At 65.6% G+C, this 14,301-nt stretch carries 17 protein-coding genes and 1 riboswitch; of the genes, 1 reads left to right on the forward strand and 16 read right to left on the reverse strand.

What is annotated here, in order from left to right; genetic code table 11:
* Window positions 1-46: 46 nt before the first annotated feature.
* Genes VLA65_RS16300 through hisI form a run of 3 tightly spaced genes read right to left on the reverse strand, consistent with a single transcriptional unit; the run spans window position 47 to window position 2,713 of the window.
* Window positions 47-652, reverse strand: a complete 606-nt coding sequence (locus tag VLA65_RS16300; RefSeq protein ID WP_306962445.1) for a Trp biosynthesis-associated membrane protein — start codon at window positions 650-652, stop codon at window positions 47-49.
* Window positions 649-2,229 carry an anthranilate synthase component I gene (locus VLA65_RS16305; RefSeq protein ID WP_306962447.1) on the reverse strand — a complete coding sequence of 527 codons (1,581 nt, stop codon included), beginning with the start codon at window positions 2,227-2,229 and terminating at the stop codon, window positions 649-651. Before VLA65_RS16305 ends, VLA65_RS16300 begins: the two co-directional genes overlap by 4 nt.
* Window positions 2,230-2,284: 55 nt before the next feature.
* Window positions 2,285-2,713, reverse strand: a complete 429-nt coding sequence (hisI, locus tag VLA65_RS16310) for a phosphoribosyl-AMP cyclohydrolase (protein WP_332603101.1) — start codon at window positions 2,711-2,713, stop codon at window positions 2,285-2,287.
* An 89-nt stretch (window positions 2,714-2,802) separates the two neighbouring features.
* On the opposite strand from hisI, the gene VLA65_RS16315 reads away from it, so the two are divergent.
* The gene (locus VLA65_RS16315; RefSeq protein ID WP_284990683.1) at window positions 2,803-3,447 is read left to right on the forward strand and encodes a TIGR03085 family metal-binding protein; all 645 of its coding nucleotides are present in this window, start codon (window positions 2,803-2,805) and stop codon (window positions 3,445-3,447) included.
* Between the two features lie 88 nt (window positions 3,448-3,535).
* Here the strand turns inward: VLA65_RS16315 and hisF are convergent, their stop codons facing one another.
* The 13 genes from hisF to def form a co-directional block, all read right to left on the reverse strand.
* Window positions 3,536-4,312, reverse strand: a complete 777-nt coding sequence (gene hisF, locus VLA65_RS16320; RefSeq protein ID WP_078105458.1) for an imidazole glycerol phosphate synthase subunit HisF — start codon at window positions 4,310-4,312, stop codon at window positions 3,536-3,538.
* A 23-nt stretch (window positions 4,313-4,335) separates the two neighbouring features.
* Window positions 4,336-5,196 (reverse strand): ATP phosphoribosyltransferase, encoded by an 861-nt coding sequence (gene hisG, locus VLA65_RS16325; RefSeq protein ID WP_284990752.1) that lies wholly within the window; start codon window positions 5,194-5,196, stop codon window positions 4,336-4,338.
* Window positions 5,197-5,354: 158 nt separating this feature from the next.
* Entirely contained in the window at window positions 5,355-5,618 is a 264-nt protein-coding gene (locus tag VLA65_RS16330) for a phosphoribosyl-ATP diphosphatase (protein ID WP_018778638.1), read from the reverse strand.
* 117 nt (window positions 5,619-5,735) lie between these two features.
* Window positions 5,736-6,221: a 6,7-dimethyl-8-ribityllumazine synthase gene (gene ribH / locus VLA65_RS16335; RefSeq protein ID WP_284990685.1), complete on the reverse strand. Its 486-nt coding sequence runs from the start codon at window positions 6,219-6,221 to the stop codon at window positions 5,736-5,738.
* A 41-nt stretch (window positions 6,222-6,262) separates the two neighbouring features.
* Window positions 6,263-6,964, reverse strand: coding sequence for a GTP cyclohydrolase II (gene ribA, locus VLA65_RS16340; protein ID WP_059389084.1), 702 nt, complete (start codon window positions 6,962-6,964; stop codon window positions 6,263-6,265).
* A complete protein-coding gene (gene ribB, locus VLA65_RS16345) occupies window positions 6,961-7,581 on the reverse strand; it encodes a 3,4-dihydroxy-2-butanone-4-phosphate synthase (protein ID WP_370872257.1) in 621 nt (206 codons plus the stop codon). Before ribB ends, ribA begins: the two co-directional genes overlap by 4 nt.
* Window positions 7,582-7,652: 71 nt before the next feature.
* Window positions 7,653-8,291 carry a riboflavin synthase gene (locus tag VLA65_RS16350; RefSeq protein ID WP_059389086.1) on the reverse strand — a complete coding sequence of 213 codons (639 nt, stop codon included), beginning with the start codon at window positions 8,289-8,291 and terminating at the stop codon, window positions 7,653-7,655.
* Window positions 8,291-9,442 carry a bifunctional diaminohydroxyphosphoribosylaminopyrimidine deaminase/5-amino-6-(5-phosphoribosylamino)uracil reductase RibD gene (gene ribD / locus VLA65_RS16355; RefSeq protein WP_332603102.1) on the reverse strand — a complete coding sequence of 384 codons (1,152 nt, stop codon included), beginning with the start codon at window positions 9,440-9,442 and terminating at the stop codon, window positions 8,291-8,293. The genes VLA65_RS16350 and ribD overlap by 1 nt, the downstream gene beginning before the upstream one ends.
* Entirely contained in the window at window positions 9,439-10,137 is a 699-nt protein-coding gene (gene pnuC, locus VLA65_RS16360) for a nicotinamide riboside transporter PnuC (RefSeq protein WP_332603132.1), read from the reverse strand. Before pnuC ends, ribD begins: the two co-directional genes overlap by 4 nt.
* An 85-nt stretch (window positions 10,138-10,222) precedes the next feature.
* Window positions 10,223-10,377, reverse strand: a riboswitch (FMN riboswitch).
* 99 nt (window positions 10,378-10,476) lie between these two features.
* A complete protein-coding gene (rpe, locus tag VLA65_RS16365) occupies window positions 10,477-11,139 on the reverse strand; it encodes a ribulose-phosphate 3-epimerase (RefSeq protein WP_284752056.1) in 663 nt (220 codons plus the stop codon).
* A gap of 93 nt (window positions 11,140-11,232) precedes the next feature.
* Window positions 11,233-12,783 (reverse strand): RsmB/NOP family class I SAM-dependent RNA methyltransferase, encoded by a 1,551-nt coding sequence (locus VLA65_RS16370; protein ID WP_332603103.1) that lies wholly within the window; start codon window positions 12,781-12,783, stop codon window positions 11,233-11,235.
* A complete protein-coding gene (fmt, locus tag VLA65_RS16375) occupies window positions 12,780-13,700 on the reverse strand; it encodes a methionyl-tRNA formyltransferase (protein WP_307054256.1) in 921 nt (306 codons plus the stop codon). The genes VLA65_RS16370 and fmt overlap by 4 nt, the downstream gene beginning before the upstream one ends.
* Window positions 13,697-14,263: a peptide deformylase gene (def, locus tag VLA65_RS16380; protein WP_059389087.1), complete on the reverse strand. Its 567-nt coding sequence runs from the start codon at window positions 14,261-14,263 to the stop codon at window positions 13,697-13,699. Before def ends, fmt begins: the two co-directional genes overlap by 4 nt.
* Between the last annotated feature and the right edge of the window lie 38 nt (window positions 14,264-14,301).

Consider the following 14,301-nt stretch of genomic DNA (forward strand, 5'->3'; position numbering starts at 1 on the left):
TATTGACCGCACCCGGGACATTGTCCGACGTCCGGACAGTCGGGTCTTACGTAGGGTCTTCTCCGCGCGAGAGGCTGTCCCAGCTATCGATCTCGTCGACCGGCCCGGAACCCGCGAGGGCCGCCCTGCTGGCGACGTCGTACTTGGTGCGCGCCTTCCAGTGCCGGCCCGCGAGCGGCAGCAGGCCGCCGCACAAAGCGAGCAGGCCCGCAGCCACGACCGCGAGCACGGGGAACACAGTGGACGACGCAGCTGCCTGCCCACCCGAAATCCCGGTGGTCGCCGCAATGGTTCCCTGCGCCGCGCCGAGGGGATCCGCCAGGACGGTCACCGCGGCAATGAGGATCCCTGCCGCGGCAAGCACGATGATCGTTGCAATGATCCAGCGTGAAACCTTGCCCGCGATGGACGATGCCAGTCCCCCGGCAAGTGCCACGAGCGCGAGTGCGGTCACCGCAGTTGCCGCTTTGCTCCCCTGGACGTGGAGATCGGCATTCGCCGCGGCAGCGGGATCGAGCCGGACGTTGATCCAGGTCTGTGTGGTGGTCCCGAAGACCGCGAGGGCAAGAATTGCCATGCCGAGCACGACATTGCCTTTCCGTGCCCACACGGGAGGCTTGGTGGTGGCCGGCTGAGGGCGGGCAGCGCTCACAGGCCGGGGTTCCCGTCGACGACCGTCTCCACGGAAACTGCGTCCGGGGAAATGTTGTGGAGCGATCCCGCGGTGTGCACGGCACGCAAGGGGGCCGCCGCCTTGTTGACAGTCTCGAGCGCTTCGGAAGGCTTGTGGGAATCGGCCACGATCCCGCCGCCCGCCTGGACGTAGGCCCGGCCCTCACGCAACAATGCTGAACGGATGGCGATCGCCATGTCCATATCGCCTGCGAAGTCCAGGTAACCCACCACGCCGCCGTAGATGCCGCGCCGGTGAGGTTCGAGTTCGTCCAGGAGACGCAAGGCACGCGGCTTGGGGGCACCGGAGAGCGTACCGGCCGGGAAGGTAGCCTTCAGCACGTCGTATGCCTTCGCCCCGGGCGCCAACTCTCCGACCACCGTGGACACGAGGTGCATGATGTGGCTGAAGCGTTCCACCTCCATGAACTGCGTAACGTCCACGGTTCCTGCAACGCAGACCTTGGACAGGTCGTTCCGGGACAAGTCCACGAGCATGAGGTGTTCGGCGCGCTCCTTCTGGTCCGCGAGCAACTCGGTGGCCAGCGCCTTGTCGGCCTCGACGGTCTTGCCTCGGGGCCGCGAACCGGCAATGGGGTGGGTGATGACCTCATTGCCCGTGACGGTCACCAAGGCCTCGGGAGAGGAACCGACAATCGTGTATTCGCGGCCGTCCGGATCTTCGAGGCTGAAAAGGTACATGTACGGGCTCGGGTTGGTGTTGCGCAGCACGCGGTAGACATCCAGCGGATCCGCGGCACACTCCATTTCGAAGCGTCGCGAAATGACCACTTGGAAGACCTCGCCGTCTACGATGGCTTCCTTGCCGCGGTCGATCGCGTTGAGGTATTCCTGCTCGTTCCAACGTTCCTGGACGCTCGACGCGAAGTCGAGGGCTTCGGACTGCAACACCGATACGGGCTGCTTCACGGGGGTGCTGATCTGGTCCAGCAGTCGCTTCACCCGGGCGACGGCGTCGTGCCAGGCTTCGTCGACGCGTTCGGAACTGTTGTCGAAATTGATCGCGTTGGCAATCAGCAGGACGGTGCCGTCCATGTTGTCGTGGACAGCCATGTCGGTGACAAGGTTCAGGGCCAGTTCCGGCAGGTGGAGGTCATCTTCCGGGGGGCTGGTCAGCTTTTCCCAATGCCGGACGGTTTCCCACCCGAGGAAGCCGACCAGGCCGGAGGTGAAGGGCGGAAGGTCCGGGAAACGGTCCGTCTGCAGGGCTGCAATGGTGTCACGGACGGCGTCGACCGGGCTGCCGTCTACCGGCACGCCGACGGGAGGCTCGCCGATCCAGTGGGCCTGGCCGTCCTTGCTGGTCAGTGTTGCACGCGAACGGGAGCCAATGAAGGAATAGCGTGACCATGCTCCGCCGACGGCTGCCGACTCCAGGAGGAAGGTGCCGGGCTGGCCCTGGGCCAGCTTGCGGTAGAGCCCGATGGGCGTCTCGGCGTCGGCCAATACCCTGAGCCGGACCGGGATGACCCGGCTGTGTGCGGCGAGTTCGCGGAACTCCTCCAGGCCCGGGCTGATGATTCCAAGGTCCTGCATGGTTTGTGTTCTCCGCCTTCTTGTGTGCTTGCCTCAGTGGATGGTGTGTGGTGGGCTAGTCCCGCTCGCCTGTCACGGCTGCGAGGCTGCGGTCATCGAAGCAGGTGCGTGTACCGGTGTGGCAGGCCGCACCCACTTGGTCGACGCGGACCAGGAGGGCATCGCCGTCGCAATCCAGGGCCACCGATTTCACGAACTGGACGTTCCCGGAGGTGTCTCCCTTGCGCCAGTATTCCTGGCGGGAGCGGGAGTAGAAGGTCACGCGTCCCGTAGTCAGGGTCCGGTGCAAAGCTTCGTCGTCCATCCAGCCGAGCATGAGCACTTCGTCGGTATCGAACTGCTGGATGATCGCTGCCACGAGACCGGCGGAATCGCGCTTCAGCGCGGTGGCCAGCTCGTGCGGGAGCGGGCTGACGGGCGCGACGGCGGGCTCCGCGGCGAAAGCGGCGGCGGGCGTGGCTGGGGGTGTTGACTGCTCAGACATCAGATCAAGTCTAGTGCCTCAAATGGAGCCGAAATTCAGCGGCGGTTCCACTGCGCAACAGAGCGCGTCTCGTGCTAGTTTCACAAGTGATGCATTTCGTCGATCCCTCCCGCGAAGTACTGGCCGAAACACTCCTGGCGGCCGGACCTGACTCCCCCACGCTCTGCGAAGGGTGGCTGACGAAGGACCTCGCGGCGCACTTGTACTTGCGGGAGCGCAAAGCGGCCGTCGGTATCGGCTTGCTCATCAAGAGCCTCGCCAGGGCCTCCGATAAAGCCACGGCCAAACTGGCCTCGAAGCTCAAAACGCCGGAAGATTACGCCGAGCTGGTGAATACCTTCCGCTCGGGGCCACCCGCGTTGTCTCCTCTGAAGATCAAGGCCCTCGACGAGTCCTCGAACCTCATTGAGTATTTCGTGCACACGGAAGACATCCGCCGGGCCGGAGACCGCTGGGCTCCGCGGGCCTTGGACGAGGAATACTCGGACGCCCTGTGGGATGAACTGATCAAGCGTGCCGCCATTCTCTACCGCGGCGTGGACCTCGGAATCGTGTTGGTCCGCCCTACCGGTCCGCGCCATGTTGCCAAGCGGGCACCCGTATCCGTCGCCATCGTGGGCGAGCCCGGTGAGCTCCTGATGCACGCCCACGGCCGCACGCATCACGCGCTCGTCACCTTCGAAGGCCAGCCCGACGCCGTCGCCCTGCTCCAGTCAGCCGAAGTCGGCCTCTAACCTGCTCTTTAACCCCAACTAGCTCGCAGTTGTTGTCGTTATGAGGGCTCAAAACGACAACAACTGCGAGCTAGTTGGGCGGGACCCGCTAGCGGACCAGGAAGCCTGCTTCGCGGATCGCTGCCTTGACCTGGGCGATCATGTCATCCGGACCGAAGTGGAACACCGAAGCCGCCAACACGGCATCGGCACCTGCCTCCACCGCGGGCGGGAAATGCGCCGGCTTTCCAGCGCCACCGGAAGCGATGATCGGGATGTGGACTGCCGCACGGACCAGGCGGATGAGTTCGAGGTCGAAACCGTCCTTGGTGCCGTCGGCGTCGATGGAATTCAGGAGGATCTCCCCCACACCGCGGTCCGCGGCTTCCTTGGCCCACGCAATGGCGTCGATTCCGGTGCCCTGGCGTCCGCCGTGGGTGGTCACCTCAAAGCCGGAGGCCGTGGGCTCGGAGCCGGGCCTCGTGCGCCGCGCGTCCACTGACAGGACCAGCACCTGTGAGCCGAAGTGGCGTGTGATCTCGTCGATGACATCAGGGCGTGCGACGGCGGCCGTGTTGATGGAGGCCTTGTCCGCGCCGAAACGCAGGAGCTTGTCCACTTCGGCCACGCCACGGACACCACCGCCGACCGTCAGCGGGATGAAGACTTCCTCGGCAGTGCGGCGAACGACGTCGAACGTAGTTTCCCGGTTGCCGGAAGACGCCGTGACATCAAGGAATGTGAGTTCGTCCGCCCCGGCGTTGTCATAGCGGTGCGCCAGCTCGACGGGATCTCCGGCGTCGCGAAGACCCTCGAAATTGATGCCCTTCACCACCCGGCCGGCGTCGACATCTAGGCACGGGATGACCCGTACTGCTACAGCCATTGCTACTCCTGGATTGTCTCGTGTCAGATGCGGCAGGCGTGGATGCTGCTGACCAGGATCGCGCGGGCGCCAAGGTCGTACAGCTCGTCCATGATCCGGTTGGTTTCCTTCTTCGGAACCATGGAGCGAACGGCAACCCAGTCCGAGTCGCGCAGCGGCGACACCGTGGGCGATTCGAGGCCCGGGGTGAGGGTTGCGGCTTCTTCCACGAGGTCCTTGCGGATGTCGTAGTCCATGAGGACGTACTGGCGGGCCACGAGCACGCCCTGCAGGCGCCGGATCAGGACCTCGATTTCCTTCACGGTGCCGTTTGCGGCACCACCTTCGCCGGTGCGACGGATCAGGACGGCTTCGGACTTGAGGATGGGCTCGCCGAAGATCTCCATTCCGGCTGCTTTGAGCGTGTTTCCGGTCTCGACGACGTCGGCGATCGCGTCTGCGACGCCGAGGCGCACGGAAGACTCCACGGCGCCGTCGAGGCGGACCACCTTGGCTTTGACGCCCCGCTCGGCGAGGTAATCGCGCAGGAGGCCGTCGTAGCTCGTGGCGAGGCGCTTGCCTTCAAGCTGCTCGACGGCGGAGAAGTCGCCGACGGGGCCGGCGAAGCGGAAGGTGGACGCGGCAAAGCCAAGGGGAAGCAGCTCTTCCGCTTCGACCTGCGCGTCCAGCAGGAGGTCTCGACCCGTGATGCCGACGTCGAGCGTTCCTTGGCCGACATACACGGCGATGTCGCGGGGGCGGAGGAAGAAGAACTCAATGTCGTTGTCGGGATCGACCATGACCAGTTCGCGGGTATCGCGGCGCTGGCGGTATCCCGCCTCGGACAGCATCGCGGAGGCGGCTTCGGACAGGGATCCCTTGTTGGGGACGGCTACTCGCAGCATGTTGGGACTTTCTTGGGGGTGGAAGGTAAGTGTTTCAGGCATGGTGCCCACAGCACTGTTCTCAGATGAGACTTTTCTCAGAGGGAACATGCAGTGAGCGCGGGGGCCACGCTGGGGCTCCGGTGGGACCTTGCCAGGTCCTGACGAAGCGGACGTGGCTAGAGATGCTTGTAAACGTCTTCCAGGCTCAGTCCCTTGGCGAGCATCAGGACCTGCAGGTGGTAGAGCAACTGGGAGATTTCCTCGGCCGCGGCTTCATCGGACTCATACTCTGCAGCCATCCAGACTTCGGCGGCTTCCTCCACGACTTTCTTGCCGATGCCGTGGATTCCGGAGTCCAATTCGGCGACGGTGCGGGAGCCTGCCGGACGGGTCGCTGCCTTTTCGCTCAGTTCTGCGAACAGCGTCTCGAAATTCTTCACGCCCTACAGCCTACTTGCTCGGGGGCGGTGCCCGCCTGTCGGGTCATTGCATGACGGAAGGGATGTGAGCGAACGCACAAGGTGCGCGGTTATGCCCACATCCCTTTCGTCGATTTGCTAGGTGTACTGCTTGAGGGTCAGTGCCGTGGAGAGCGCAGCGGTCACGGCCTCGTGCCCCTTGTCCTCGGACGAGCCTTCCAGTCCGGCCCGGTCCAGGCCCTGCTGTTCGGTGTCGCACGTGAGCACGCCGAAGCCGACCGGCACCCCGGTGCGGACGCTGACTTCAGTGAGTCCCGCCGTCGCCGCCTGGCACACGTACTCAAAGTGCGGCGTCCCGCCGCGGATGACGACGCCGAGGGCGACGACCGCGTCGAAATGCGGCGCGAGCCGTGCAGCCGCGACGGGAAGCTCAAAGGATCCCGGGACGCGCAGCACAGTGGGCTCGGCAATGCCGGCTTCCTTCGCGGCACGCAGTGCTCCGTCGAGGAGCCCGTCCATGATCTGGGTATGCCAACTGGCCGCCACGATGGCGAGCTTCAGCTGGTGGGTTTCCGCCGGGTTGAGGGTGGTGAGGTCGATGGTGGGGGCGCCGTGTCCGCTCATGGGTGTGTGTTAGTCCGTTCAGTCAGGCTTGTAGGTGAAGTTCAGTCTTGTTCGAGGTCAAATGTGCCGGCGGAAGCGTGGGTGCCGGCTGGTTCGGTGTCACCGAGGGTCAGTCTGTGGTCCATCCGGTCCTTCTTGGTCTGAAGGTACCGAAGGTTTTCTTCACGGGACGGAACCTCGGTGGGCACCATCTCGACAACCTTCACGCCGGCCGCGGCAAGCCGGTTCTGCTTGTCCGGGTTGTTGCTCAGGAGGCGGATTTCGTGGAGGCCCATTTCGGCAAGGATCTGGGCAGCCGCTTTGTAGCAGCGCGCATCCACCGGCAGCCCGAGCTGCTCGTTGGCCTCGACCGTGTCGAATCCGGCTTCTTGCAGTGCGTAGGCCTTGATCTTGTTTGCCAGGCCGATGCCGCGGCCTTCCTGTCCTCGCAGGTAGAGCAAGGTGCCGCCCTCTTCCCGGATCAGCTCGAGGGCATAGGCCAACTGTTCGCCGCAATCGCAGCGGTACGAACCGAAAACGTCGCCCGTCAGGCACTCCGAGTGCAGGCGCACCAGCGGGGCCTTGCCTTCGAGCGGCGCCTTCGGGGAACTCACGGCCAGGTGCTCCGCACCGGTAGCAAGGTCGGTCCACGCCTGTGCCACGAACTCACCGAAGGCGGTGGGTAGCTGGACAATCGGGCCGCCGCTCACCGGATGCGTTGCGCGCGCCGGAGTGCCGCCGTCGTGCGTTGTCGCTGTAGTCATCGCTGCTCCTCGTTTCCTGCCGGAATTGCAACCTGGTTCCCAGCCTCCGACGCTACAACATAAGCAACGAGATCCTCGATCGAAATCAGAGGACATCCATGCTCCGCAGCGAACTCCCGGAGGCTGTCCAGGCGCATCATTTCACCATCGTCATGTACCAACTCGGCGATCACGCCCACCGGGGCGAGCCCCGCAAGCCGGCAGAGATCAACCGCCGCTTCCGTGTGCCCCGGACGTTCACGCACTCCCCCATTAACGGCCCGGAGCGGAAAAATATGCCCGGGCCGTGTGATCGAGGACGGCGTGCTGCTGGAATCAGCCAGAATCCGGGCTGTCAGGGCCCTGTCCGTGGCGGAAATCCCGGTGCTTACGCCCACAGCGGCATCACAGGACACCGTGTAGGCCGTGCCCTTGGCATCTTCATTGACCAGGACCATGGGCGGCAGCGCCAGGGCATCGGCCCGCGCCCCTTCGAGGGGGACGCAAATGACGCCCGAGCTGTAGCGGATGGTCCAGCCCATGAGTGCAGGCGTCGCGTGTTCGGCGGCGAAGATGATGTCGCCTTCGTTTTCGCGGTCTTCATTGTCCACGACAATGACGGGACGGCCGGCCGCCATCGCCTGCACGGCCTTTTCAACGGGGTCCAGCCCTTGGCGCACCACCGTGGTGCTGCCGTTGTGTGCGGCGCTCACTGGGCAGCACCGCCTGCAGTTGCCGGCGCACGGAAGGACAGCAGCCGCTCGGTGTATTTCGCGAGAACGTCCACCTCAAGGTTGACGCGTCCGCCGGTGGCCTTGGCCCCGAGTCCGGTTTCGTCCAGCGTGGTGGGAATGAGCCCCACTTCAAACCAGGGGTTCTCTGCTTCGGCCGGGCTAACGGCAGTGACGGTGAGTGAAACGCCGTCGACGGCGATGGACCCCTTTTCGGCGATGTACCGTGCCAGCGGGGCCGGCACGCCGAAGCGGAGCCGGTCCCAATTGCCGAGCGACTCGCGCTCCAGAAGCTGCCCGACGCCGTCGACGTGGCCCTGCACGACGTGTCCGTCCAGGCGGCCGCCCGCCTGGACACACCGTTCGAGGTTCACGGTGTCACCCGCGGCCAGTTCGCCGATGGTGGTGCGGACGAGGGTTTCGCCCATGACGTCAACGCTGAACTCCCGGCCGTCGATGTCCGTGGCGGTAAGGCACACGCCGTTGACCGCGATGGAGCCGCCCAAGCCAAGCCCTTCGGTGGTGCTGGGGGCCATGAGGCGCAGCGTAGCGCTGGCCTCGCCGTCGTGCTCGACGGACAGGACCGTGCCTTGTTCAGCAACGATTCCGGTAAACATCAGTGTCCTCCTGTGGTGGTGTCCGAGGCGTCCTTGCCCGGAAATGGTTCATGGTGTTCGGTGTGCGACTTCGTCCACGCCGGTTTGTTTCCATCCGACGGGCCGGACCTCAGATGCAGCCGGAGGTCGCGGCCCAGTGCATGGACCGCACCGCCACCGGCGTCGTCCCAGTTCCAGTGCTGGGCGTCTGCGAGGGTGGAGATGCCCAGATCCGTCAGGGCCGGCGTACCGGAGCCCAACAAGGTGGGCGCAAGATAGACGATCAATTCATCCACAAGGCCAGCGGCAAGGAAGGCGCTCAGGATGCGGGAGCCGCCTTCCACCATGACGTGCCGGACGCCTTCGGCGAAGAGCAACTCCAAAGCTTCGGAAGGGTCGCGTGTCGGCAAATGGACGAACTTCCCGTCAGTCCCCCGCACGGCGGCGTCCGCCGGGACCTCCCGTAGACCCATGACGGCCCGGAGTGGCTGGCTTGGCGATTCATCGCCGTTCTCTTCCCGTGCCGTCAGCCGCGGGTTGTCCACCAGGACGGTTTCGGTACCCACCAGAATGGCGTCGATCAAGCGGCGCAGTCCGTGGTTGTCGGCCAACGATTCCGGACTGGAGATCCATTGGCTGGTCCCGTCCGCGGCCGCGATCCTGCTGTCCAGGGTCTGGGCAATGTGAAGAGTGACGAACGGGCGCCTCGCCTCCACCGCATTGAACCACTCCCGGTTCAGCTTCAAGGCCTCGGCGGCGGCCAGCCCGGACCGCACGTCCACACCGGCAGCGCGCAGCCTCGCGGCCCCTCCCGCTGCCGGATCATGGGGGTCGTCCACGGCGTAAACCACTCGCGATACGCCGGCGTCGATGATCGCCTGGGTGCACGGTCCCGTGCGGCCCACGTGGTTGCAGGGCTCCAAGGTGACCACCATGGTGGTTCCGGCGAGGTCGAGGCCTCTTGCCTGCGCTTTGGCGATCGCGTCCGCCTCGGCGTGGGGGGTGCCGGCGCCCCGGTGGTAGCCCGTGATGAGTTGCTCTCCCTTGGGCCCGAGCACTACTGCTCCCACCAAGGGATTGGCGCCACGGTGTCCCCGGAGGGCCACGTGGAGCGCGGTCTCCATGGCCGCCGACTCAGCTTCCGAAAATTTCGGGTTAATGGCTTCGCTCATGAGAGGGCTCCTGCGGTTTCCGGCTCGGCTGTTGTCCTGAGCGGCTGCCTTTCCCGTCGGTCCGCACGCCACCAGACGAAGAATCCGGCGAGTGTGAAGAACCCGTAAAAGAGATACATAAACGCACTGGCAAAGTAGCCCGCGCTGAAAAGCAGCGGAACTCCGACAATGTCCACGGCAACCCAGATCAACCAGAATTCGGTCCAGCCACGCGCCATCCCATACGTTGCCAAGAGTGAACCCATAAAGGTCCAGGCATCAGCCCACACGGGCGGGTAGGAGCCCATGGAATCAAAGACGGGGGTGAGTGCGGCTGTTCCGACAATCATGGCGGCCAGCATTCCGATCCGCACTTTGGGGCTTGCCCAGCCGGGCACAATGGCGTGGCCGTGGGTGCCTGCTTGGAGGCCTTGGCGCCAGCGGTACCAGCCGTAGGCTGCGACGCTGATGAACATGATCTGGCGTCCGGCCTGGCCCCAGAGGGTTGCCGGTGAGGCGGCACCGAAGACGTTGCCAAGAAAGACGGTCAGCAGGAGCACGTTGCCTGCGATCCCGATGGGCCATGCCCAGACTTTGCGGCGCATGCCGCCCAGGGCGCTGGCGAGCCCGAAAATATTGCCTAGCACTTCGCGAAGAACAAGCACAGATCCGCCTACGGGAATCTGTGCTTCGAAGAGCCATCGCAGAAAGTCCATGTCGTTCCTTCCCTCGAATGCCGCGATGGCTCCGGGGGTGTACGACAGCGCGATGCCGGGCGCACGGAGCGCCCAAAGCATGACTGTACGTGCTTCTCCCATCCAGACTTTAACTGTCGGTACCGGAATTCCACCAGTTCAACCGTCCGCCGCCGTGATTCCCGTGAAGGAAACGCGATGGCTCGCGGGTCGCGGACTATAACCGCCGGTTCGGAATTACACCGACCCCGGAGCACGTATGTGTATTGCTATTCTGACACAACTGGAGGAATGGCTGATGTATTCCCCGACCAATATGCAGGCAATTGCGTCATGGTTGTCACATTGCCGCGGGGCCGGTCACATTGCCGCGAGGCCGGCGGCGCGCAGCCGCTCAATCGCGGCAGCCGGATCCTCGTGGCCATAGACGGCGGATCCGGCAACGAACACATTCGCGCCGGCTTCGGCTGCCCGGACGATGGTCTCCTCCGTGACGCCGCCGTCCACCTGGATTGCCACGCCGATACCCGAGCCGTCGATCGCGGCACGCGCCCGACGGATCTTGGGCAGGGTCACGTCAAGGAAGGACTGCCCGCCGAAGCCCGGTTCCACGGTCATGATGAGGAGCATGTCCAGTTCGCTGAGCATGTCCAGGTACGGTTCCACCGGCGTAGCCGGACGAAGGGCCATGCCCGCCTTCGAACCGCGGGCACGGAGCTCACGGGCGAGCTTGATGGGAGCCATCGCCGCTTCCGCATGGAAGGTCACGGAAGCCACGCCCGCGTCGGCGTAGGCCGGTGCCCAGCGGTCGGCGTCGGCGATCATCAGGTGGGCGTCGAGCGGGACCGGGCTGACGGCCTGGATCCGCTCCACGACCGGCAGGCCGAGCGTCAGGTTCGGGACAAAGTGGTTGTCCATGACATCGACGTGGACGGCGTCGGCGTTGCTGATTCTCTTCAGCTCGGCTTCCAGGTTCACGAAGTCCGCGGACAGGATGCTCGGGTTGATACAGCACTCAGTCAAGGCAGTTCCCTCAGTGTTGGTGGCGGTCTGGGTGGTTTGGCAGTTCTCCAGCTTAGGCACGCGGGACTTTCAGCCGGGGAAAGACGCCGAAGGTTACGGCTTCTTCCGGATAAGGGCCAGGAACATCGCATCGGTTTGGTGCACGTGCGGCCACAGTTGGGCGGTCAACCCGTGCCCGGCGCCCAGGTTGCCGCTCAGGCTGACGGCATCCAGGGCCGCGCCGGAGTCGATCTGCTCCAGGTCGTCCCGCTTGCGCAGGACATCGCTGACGACGGCGGTGGTTTCGGCCGGGTGCGGGGAGCACGTCACGTACGCCACCACTCCGCCCGGCTTGACGGCGTCGATGGCCGAGTTAAGCAGTTCACGCTGCAACGGACCGAGATCGGCAAGGTCCTTGGGCGTCCGGCGCCACCGTGATTCGGGGCGGCGGCGCAGCGCGCCAAGGCCGCTGCAGGGAACGTCGACCAGCACGCGGTCGAAAGTCTCCGGTTGTTCCTTGCCGACGTCGCGCCCGTCGCCTACCCGTACGGTCCAGGCGTCCCCCGGGACCGCCGAGAGGGCTTGGCTGACCAGCTTTGCCCGGTGTTCCGCGGGCTCGTTCGCGAGGAGGGTCGCACCTTCCTGGTGGGCGAGGGCCGCCAGCAGCGCCGCCTTGCCACCGGGACCGGCGCACAGGTCCAGCCACTTCTCGCCGTCCTTGGCGGACTGTCCGAGGTCCACACCAGCGACGGCGCGGGCTACCAGTTGGGATCCGACGTCCTGGACGCGCGTGGTGCCTTCGCGGATGGAGGACATGCGCCCGAGGTCGCCGCCGCTGGACAGCGCCGAGTCGATGACGAGTTCGCCGGGGGTGGCCCCGCTCTCCAGGGCTTCATCAAGATTGCCGATGCCGGGCAGCGCCACGAGGTTCACCACCGGCGCCGCATTGTCGGCTTCGAGCAGTTCGGTGATTTCGCTCGCGGGACGTCCATGCGTGACGAGGGACTGGCGCAGCGCCCTGACAATCCATTCCGGGTGCGCATGGCGTACGGAGGCGATCCTGGTTTCGTCGGTTTCGTTCTCCAGCAGGTAGTCGAGCCACTCCGGCAGCGTCTTGGCGGTGACTTTCCGAAGCACGGCGTTGATGAGCGACGACGGGCCGGCCCCGATGACCGCGCGGGCCAACCCGACCGTCTGGTCGAGTGCGGCGTGGGCAGGAACGCGCATGGCGAGCAATTGGTGGGCGCCAAGCCGCAGCGCGTCAAGGACTGCCGGATCGAGTTGGGCGAGCGGCCGGTCGACACACTCGGCCAGGACGGCGTCGTACATCCCCTGGCCGCGCAGTGCCCCGTAGCTCAGCTCGGTGGCGAATCCGGCGTCGCGCTTGTCGAGGTGGTGGTGGCGGATCCGTGAGGGCAGCACGAGGTTCGCATACGCGTCTTCCGAAGCGACTGCGCGCAAGACTTCGAACGCCACCAATCGTGCCGGATCCGCGCGCCGGGTCCGCTGCGACGGTGCGTTGGTCGAGAAACCGCGCTGCGGGCCCCTATTGCGTTCGCGGCCTTGGGCGTTGCGGATGCTCTCGCCCCGGGGACCGCGGTTGCCGTGGCCCCCGCCGTCCCGATTCCCGCTGTTGTTAGGGCCGCGCCGGCCGGACTCATTCATTCGAATTCCACGCTTTCTGGTGTTGCCAAACCACGGGCCCAATCGGCCGACGGCATCATCTTCTTGCCCGCAGGCTGGATCCGCCCGAGCTGCACTGCATGGGATCCGGTCCCGACCAGGACGTTCTTACCGTCAACCCGGACCTGGCCGGGTGCAAGGTCCCGGATGTCCGGGCGCAATCCGACGGGCTCCAGCTTGACGCGCTGTCCGTCGAGCGTGGTCCAGGCTCCAGGTTCGGGCGTGACGCCTCGGGACCGGCGGTTGATGGCGAGGGCCGGTTGCGCCCAGTCGAGGCGGCCGTCGTCGAGCGTCAGTTTTGGCGCCAGCGAGACATCGCCTTGCTGGGGCTGGGGCGCCGCTTTGCCGGACTCGACGGCGGACAGCGTCTGGCTGAGCAGGACCGCCCCGCTGCGCGAGAGCCGCTCCAGCAAGTCGCCGGCCGTGTCTTCGGGGCGCACGGTTTCCGTCAACGTCCCGAAGACCGGTCCGGTGTCGAGTCCTTCTTCCAGGAGGAACGTGGCGGCTCCGGTGATGTCGTCACCGGCGATGACTGAGCGTTGGACCGGCGCCGCGCCGCGCCAGGCAGGGAGGAGGGAGAAGTGGAGGTTGATCCAGCCGTGGCGTGGTACTCCGAGCGCGGCTTGGGGGACGAGGCCCCCGTAGGCGACGATCGCGGCGACGTCCGGCTCATACGAAGCGATCCGCTCGGTGGTCCCGGCGTCCACTTTCGAGGCGTGGATGATGTCGATGCCGAGTTCAGCCGCACGTGCCGCCACGGGAGACGGCGTCAGGATCCGCTTGCGGCCGGTCGGGGCATCCGGCCTGGTCAGCACGGCGACGATCTCGAATCCGGCCTCGATCAGCGCGTCAAGGGAAGGGACGGCGACAGCCGGGGTGCCGGCGAAGAGCACCCTCATTCGGCGGCCCCGAAGCTGCCGAAGCTCGAGCCCACGGTGTTGGCCCTCTTGGCCGTGGTCCGTTCAGTCACAGAGTGGTAGTTCGCCGCGCGGATGGCGCGGAGAGCGGTTTTCCGGTCCTCACCCTCCAGGCGGTCCGTGAACAGGATCCCGTCCAGGTGGTCGGTCTCGTGCTGGAAGCAGCGCGCGAGCATGCCCTCCGCCTCCACGGACACGGTGTTGCCGTTGATGTCCACACCGGTTGCACGGGTGGTCCTGCGGCGACGAACCGGGAACGCGAGTCCGGGAATGGAGAGGCAGCCCTCTACCTCGTCGGGCTGGAAGTCATCGCTGTTCTCAAGCACGGGGTTGATGATGTGGCCTTCCACCCCGCCGATCCGGTAGGTGAAGACCCTCTGGCTGACACCGATCTGCGGTGCGGCGAGCCCTGCACCGTCCACGTCCTCCATAGTCTCGGTCATGTCCGCCACCAGTTTGGCGAGCTCAGGCCCGAATTCCGTGACTGGATCAGCAACCGTGCGGAGCACGGGGTCGCCGATGATACGGATACTCAAAATGGCCATGTGCTGTCTTTCCTCACGATCGGCGAAGCTTCGGTCCC

This window comes from Arthrobacter sp. S2(2024) (assembly GCF_036662515.1).
GTDB lineage: Bacteria > Actinomycetota > Actinomycetes > Actinomycetales > Micrococcaceae > Arthrobacter.

Excerpts from the sequence above, each read along its gene's own strand:
- ribH (WP_284990685.1), bottom strand. The coding sequence starts at position 6,221 with ATGAGCGGACACGGCGCCCCCACCATCGACCTCACCACCCTCAACCCG.
- pnuC (WP_332603132.1), bottom strand. The coding sequence starts at position 10,137 with ATGGACTTTCTGCGATGGCTCTTCGAAGCACAGATTCCCGTAGGCGGA.
- hisG (WP_284990752.1), bottom strand. The coding sequence starts at position 5,196 with ATGCTGCGAGTAGCCGTCCCCAACAAGGGATCCCTGTCCGAAGCCGCC.
- hisI (WP_332603101.1), bottom strand. The coding sequence starts at position 2,713 with ATGTCTGAGCAGTCAACACCCCCAGCCACGCCCGCCGCCGCTTTCGCC.
- VLA65_RS16370 (WP_332603103.1), bottom strand. The coding sequence starts at position 12,783 with ATGAATGAGTCCGGCCGGCGCGGCCCTAACAACAGCGGGAATCGGGAC.
- ribB (WP_370872257.1), bottom strand. The coding sequence starts at position 7,581 with ATGGCGGCCGGCCGTCCCGTCATTGTCGTGGACAATGAAGACCGCGAA.
- VLA65_RS16315 (WP_284990683.1), top strand. The coding sequence starts at position 2,803 with ATGCATTTCGTCGATCCCTCCCGCGAAGTACTGGCCGAAACACTCCTG.
- hisF (WP_078105458.1), bottom strand. The coding sequence starts at position 4,312 with ATGGCTGTAGCAGTACGGGTCATCCCGTGCCTAGATGTCGACGCCGGC.
- ribD (WP_332603102.1), bottom strand. The coding sequence starts at position 9,442 with ATGAGCGAAGCCATTAACCCGAAATTTTCGGAAGCTGAGTCGGCGGCC.
- VLA65_RS16350 (WP_059389086.1), bottom strand. The coding sequence starts at position 8,291 with ATGTTTACCGGAATCGTTGCTGAACAAGGCACGGTCCTGTCCGTCGAG.
- def (WP_059389087.1), bottom strand. The coding sequence starts at position 14,263 with ATGGCCATTTTGAGTATCCGTATCATCGGCGACCCCGTGCTCCGCACG.
- VLA65_RS16305 (WP_306962447.1), bottom strand. The coding sequence starts at position 2,229 with ATGCAGGACCTTGGAATCATCAGCCCGGGCCTGGAGGAGTTCCGCGAA.
- fmt (WP_307054256.1), bottom strand. The coding sequence starts at position 13,700 with ATGAGGGTGCTCTTCGCCGGCACCCCGGCTGTCGCCGTCCCTTCCCTT.
- ribA (WP_059389084.1), bottom strand. The coding sequence starts at position 6,964 with ATGACTACAGCGACAACGCACGACGGCGGCACTCCGGCGCGCGCAACG.